At 66.8% G+C, this 5,429-nt stretch carries 4 protein-coding genes; 2 read left to right on the forward strand and 2 right to left on the reverse strand.

The genetic code is table 11. The annotated features are described in order from the left end of the window. Both JMF90_RS22340 and JMF90_RS22345 read left to right on the forward strand, forming a co-directional pair. Window positions 1-2,020: efflux RND transporter permease subunit (locus JMF90_RS22340; protein WP_201325441.1), on the forward strand; the 2,020-nt coding region annotated here is incomplete at its 5' end. A 35-nt stretch (window positions 2,021-2,055) separates the two neighbouring features. Next, window positions 2,056-2,862 (forward strand): oxidoreductase, encoded by an 807-nt coding sequence (locus tag JMF90_RS22345; protein ID WP_200160215.1) that lies wholly within the window; start codon window positions 2,056-2,058, stop codon window positions 2,860-2,862. A gap of 131 nt (window positions 2,863-2,993) precedes the next feature. Here the strand turns inward: JMF90_RS22345 and JMF90_RS22350 are convergent, their stop codons facing one another. Beyond that, window positions 2,994-4,799 (reverse strand): tannase/feruloyl esterase family alpha/beta hydrolase, encoded by a 1,806-nt coding sequence (locus JMF90_RS22350; protein WP_235349343.1) that lies wholly within the window; start codon window positions 4,797-4,799, stop codon window positions 2,994-2,996. Window positions 4,800-4,930: 131 nt separating this feature from the next. Next, window positions 4,931-5,329 (reverse strand): RidA family protein, encoded by a 399-nt coding sequence (locus JMF90_RS22355; protein ID WP_011545508.1) that lies wholly within the window; start codon window positions 5,327-5,329, stop codon window positions 4,931-4,933. Window positions 5,330-5,429: the final 100 nt, after the last annotated feature.

The raw sequence follows: 5,429 nt of genomic DNA on the forward strand, positions 1-5,429 counted from the left end.
GGCCGTGGTGTTCGTCGTGATGGCCGCCACCGGCAAGAACTTCGACCGCATCACGCTCGGCTCGCTGATCCTCGCGCTCGGGCTGCTGGTCGACGACGCGATCATCGCGATCGAAATGATGGTCGTGAAAATGGAGGAAGGCTACGGGCGCGTGGCCGCATCGGCCTATGCGTGGAGCCACACGGCCGCGCCGATGCTGGCCGGCACGCTGGTGACCGCGGTCGGCTTCATGCCGAACGGCTTCGCGCGCTCCACCGCCGGCGAATACACCAGCAACATGTTCTGGATCGTCGGGATCGCGCTGATCGCATCGTGGGTCGTGGCGGTGGTGTTCACGCCGTACCTCGGCGTGAAGATGCTGCCCGACTTCAGGAAGATCGAAGGCGGCCACGATGCGATCTACGACACGCCGCGCTACAACCGTTTCCGCCAGGTGCTGACGCGCGTGATCGCGCGCAAATGGCTGGTCGCGGGGTCGGTCGTCGGCCTGTTCGTCCTCGCCATTCTCGGCATGGCGGTCGTCAAGAAGCAGTTCTTCCCGATCTCCGACCGCCCCGAGGTGCTCGTCGAGGTGCAGATGCCGTACGGCACGTCGATTTCGCAAACGAGTGCCGCCGCATCGAAGGTCGAGGCATGGCTCGCGAAGCAGAAGGAAGCGCGCATCGTCACCGCGTACGTCGGCCAGGGCGCGCCGCGCTTCTACCTGGCGATGGGCCCGGAGCTGCCCGACCCGTCGTTCGCGAAGATCGTGGTGCGCACCGACAGTCAGGACGAACGCGACGCATTGAAGGCCCGCCTGCGCCGCGCCGTCGCCGACGGCCTCGCGCCGGAAGCCCGCGTGCGCGTCACGCAACTCGTGTTCGGCCCGTATTCGCCGTTCCCGGTCGCATACCGGATCACCGGCCCCGATCCCGACACGCTGCGCGGCATCGCGTCGGAAGTCGGGAACGTGATGAACGGCAGCCCGATGATGCGCACCGTCAATGCCGACTGGGGCACGCGCGCGCCGACGCTGCATTTCACGTTGCAGCAGGACCGCCTGCAGGCGGTCGGACTGACGTCCAGCGCGGTCGCGCAGCAGTTGCAGTTCCTGCTCACCGGCGTGCCGGTCACCGCGGTGCGCGAGGATATCCGGACCGTGCAGGTGATCGCGCGTTCGGGCGGCGATGCGCGGCTTGACCCCGCGCGCCTCGACGACTTCACGCTCGCCGGCGCGAACGGGCAGCGCATTCCGCTGTCGCAGGTCGGCAAGGTCGACGTGCGGATGGAGGAACCGATCATGCGCTGGCGCGATCGCGTGCCGACGGTCACGGTGCGCGGCGACATCGCCGAGGGCTTGCAGCCGCCGGACGTATCGGCCGCGATCACGAAGCAGCTTCAGCCGATCGTCGACAAGCTGCCGAGCGGGTATCGGATCGAACAGGCCGGCTCCATCGAGGAATCGGGCAAGGCGACGACGGCGATGCTGCCGCTGTTCCCGATCATGCTCGCGATCACGCTCCTCATCATCATCTTCCAGGTGCGCTCGATCTCGGCGATGGTGATGGTGTTCATGACGAGCCCGCTCGGGCTGATCGGCGTGGTGCCGACGCTGATCCTGTTCCGGCAGCCGTTCGGCATCAACGCGCTGGTCGGGCTCATTGCGTTGTCGGGAATCCTGATGCGCAACACGCTGATCCTGATCGGGCAGATCCATCAGAACGAACAGGCCGGGCTGGACCCGTTCCATGCGGTCGTCGAAGCGACCGTGCAGCGCGCGCGCCCGGTGATCCTCACCGCGATGGCGGCCGTGCTCGCGTTCATCCCGCTCACGCATTCGGTGTTCTGGGGCACGCTCGCGTACACACTGATCGGCGGCACGTTCGCCGGCACGATCCTCACGCTGGTGTTCCTGCCGGCGATGTACGCGATCTGGTTCAGGATCGGGCCGGGACGCACCGCCGGTTCGCATCACGGCGAGCCCGAACCGGCGTCGCTGCCCGACTCCACGCTTGTGGCCACGCTCGACGCACGCAACTGACCGTTCCATCATTCATCCGCTCGAAGGAAACAACCATGTCGAACCCTACCGTTGTCGTCGTGACCGGCGTGTCTTCGGGCATCGGACGCGCCACCGCCGAGCAGTTCGCCAAACGCGGGTGCCGGGTATTCGGCACCGTGCGCAGCATTGCCCGAACCGCGCCCGTCGCCGGCGTCGAGCTGATCGAAATGGACGTCCGCGACGATGCGTCCGTTCAATCTGGAATCCGTACGATCGTCGATCGCGCCGCGCGTATCGACGTGCTCGTCAACAATGCGGGCACGAGCCTGATCGGGGCGGTGGAGGAAACGTCGTTGGCCGAGGCGGCCGCCTTGTTCGACACCAACGTATTCAGCATCCTGCGCACGGTACAGGCCGTGCTGCCGCACATGCGCGCCCGACGCGGCGGACGCATCGTCAACGTCAGTTCGGTGCTCGGGTTCTTGCCCGCGCCGTACATGGGCCTCTATGCGGCGTCCAAGCATGCGGTCGAGGGCTTGACCGAAACGCTCGATCACGAGGTTCGGCAATTCGGCATTCGTGCGACGCTGGTCGAGCCGTCGTTTACGCGGACCAGCCTCGACGTCAATGCGCCGCACGCGAACGCGAAGATCGCCGACTATGACCGCGAACGGACGCTGGCGGCGCGCGCGGTGGTCGACAACGTGAAAGCCGCGCCCGAGCCCGACGGCGTGGCCGCCACCATCGTCGAGGCCGCGCTCGGCGCGTGGCGCATGCGACGCGCGCCTTCTGGAGAGGCGTCTCTCCTGGGCAAATTGAGACGCTTCATGCCGGCCGGCCCGGTCGATTCGAGCCTGCGCAAGAAATTCCGGCTCGCGTGACGCGGCGCGCCGGCGAAACGTCTTGAACGAGGATGCCCGAGCTGTTCGCGAAGCTCGGCCCCGCGCCGAGGCCGCCCGTCATCGACATGCACCGGCAATCGCGACGCGACATGCCGCAGCGTGCTCGCCCGTCATTTGCACGAATAGTTCGCCGCGTCCCGGATCGATCCCGAACCGTTGTACGTCGCCTTCGTCGGATACATGCACACGGGCTGGCTCGCGCTGCCGTCCGCCGACGTCAGCTTGATGCTCGTGGGCGCGTTGCCGTTTTCGACCCAGTTGACCAACTGCGCATACAGGTCCTGCCGGTCGGCATGCGGCAACGGCACCGTATTGGCGGTTTGCGCCGGGCCGGCCGTGCCGTTGACACCGCCATAGCCGCTGCAATGCCCCATGCCCGGCACGAGGAACAGCCGGTCGAACTGCTGCACCGCCGGTATGCCACCCATCCGGCTCGCGACGCGTTCGTAGTAGTGGATGCTGCCCGACGGCGTGATCAGCGGATCGGCAAGACCGTGGTAATGCAGCACCTTCGCACCGTGCTTCACGAGCCCCGACAGGTCCGGGTTATCGGTATTGATGTTGCCGAACGACGACTGCAGCGCGATCCCTTGGTCATAGGCGTTCGCAAGACCCGCATAGCCGAGGCCCTTCCACTTGTTCGCGCCGTTGCCGGTCGCGTTCGTGAAGCCGGCGCCGGCGATCGTCGGGTCCTGCAGCTCCAGCGCGACGAGGTCGGTCGAGATGCTGAACGGAGTCGCGCCGGCCAGCGCGCCGGTGCCCGTGCCGCGCATCAGCCCGAACCACATCTGGTTGCTGGCGAGCGACGTCGCCGTGCCGGTGTCGAGCGCCGGATTCGGCACCGAGCCATCGCGCGTCATCCCGTACCAGGTCTTGTTCATCGCGGTGGCCTGCGCGGCCGTCACGCACGCGGCCGTCGCGTTCGTGCCGGTGACGGTGCCGATCTTCACGCCCGAGCACAGTACGTTCGCGTCCTGGGTCGGATCGTAACGACACTGGGCCGGGTCCATCAGGTAACCGAGATGCTGGCCGCCGACCGTGTCGCACGCGCTGACCGCCGCCCCCGACAGCAGCGACTGCTGCGCATCCGTCAGCGTCACGCCGCCGAGATCGACCTGCGCGACGACCTGCGGATACAGCTCGCCCGTAATGAACTTCGACCAGTTGAACGCAGGCGCGCCGTTCAGGTAGCCGTCGTAGTCGGACGGATTGTTCTGCGCTTCGTTGTAGCCCTGCCGGCCGCCGGTCGAGCAGCCGTCCCAGTACGCATACTTTTGCGGCGTCGCGTAGTACGCGGCGACCAGCGCCTTCGTCTTGAGCGCCAGTTCGTGCAGGCTGCGCTGCGCGAAGTCGTTCCACAGCGTCGTATTGATCGTGCCGTCCGGATTCATCGCGAACGATCCGTTCTGGATCGCGTGCCCGGTATCCGTCGTGCCTACCACCGCGCCCTCGGACGCCGCGATCGTCGCGGCGTTCGGCGTCGCGCCCGCGCTGGCAATCTTCGTCGGGTCGCCGTACGCACCGCCCTGCCACCCGCCGCCGCCGAGGTTGTGAATCCTGCGATTCCAGTTCGACGGCGCGGGCAGCCAGATTTCCATCCCGATGCCGGCCGACGTCGACGGTGCGGCTGACGGGCCCGCGTGGCCCGGCCCGACGTTCAGCTTGACGAGACACAGGCTGTTGCCGGCGACGGGCGTCGCGGACGTGACCGCGGACGCATCGAGCACCAGCGGATCGCCCGCCTTGAACGACTTCACCGCGATCACCGCCGTGTTCGCATCCGGCGCGAATCTCGCCTTCATCGTCTGATCGCAGGTCAACGCGGCATCGGCCGTGCCGCCTCCGGCATTCTGGACTTCGTTGTCGTTGCAACCGGACACCATCAGTATGCCGGCCGCGGATGCCGCGACAGCCATGCCGAAACGCCATCCACCACGACGAGTTCTACCGTTGAGCATCGACGCCATTCCACCCCTCCGTTCTCTCTTGATTGATTCGCGTACAGGGAAAGCCGATACACGCGCCAAAACCGCGGGCACCGCATTGACTAGTCGCGCAGCACCGCCATCGCCTTGATCTCGACGATATAGCCGGGCGAGCCGCCGAGCATGTGCGCGCCGACGGCCGTCCACGCCGGCAGCGGATGCGCATGGAAATAGCGGTCGCGCACCTGCATGAACAGCGGCAGGTCACGCATGTCGGTATGGAAGGTCGTGAGGTCGACCACGTCGTCGAGCGATGCGCCGCCGGCATCCAGCACGCGCTTCAGGTTCTCGAACGCCTGCACGATCTGGGCTTCGCGACCCTCGACCAGCTGCATCGCCGCGTCGCGGCCGATCTGGCCGGACACATAAACGGTATCGCCGACCTTTATCGCCGGTGCATAGCCGATTTTTTCGTACACGGCTTCCATGCCGGCCGGGATGATCGCTTCGCGTTTGCTCATGAATGTCTCCGTGGCCGCGCTTGCCGCGCCGGCCGGTTATGTGAGGGTCGTCGTGCACGCGGCTGCGGCGCGTGCACCGTCAACGCCCTTCAACCCGTAT

Origin of the sequence: Burkholderia sp. E168m23 (assembly GCF_016586125.1) — a bacterium.
Lineage (GTDB): Bacteria > Pseudomonadota > Gammaproteobacteria > Burkholderiales > Burkholderiaceae > Burkholderia > Burkholderia orbicola.

Coding starts and splice junctions, on each gene's coding strand:
- JMF90_RS22345 (WP_200160215.1), top strand. CDS start 2,056: ATGTCGAACCCTACCGTTGTCGTCGTGACCGGCGTGTCTTCGGGCATC.
- JMF90_RS22350 (WP_235349343.1), bottom strand. CDS start 4,799: ATGGCTGTCGCGGCATCCGCGGCCGGCATACTGATGGTGTCCGGTTGC.
- JMF90_RS22355 (WP_011545508.1), bottom strand. CDS start 5,329: ATGAGCAAACGCGAAGCGATCATCCCGGCCGGCATGGAAGCCGTGTAC.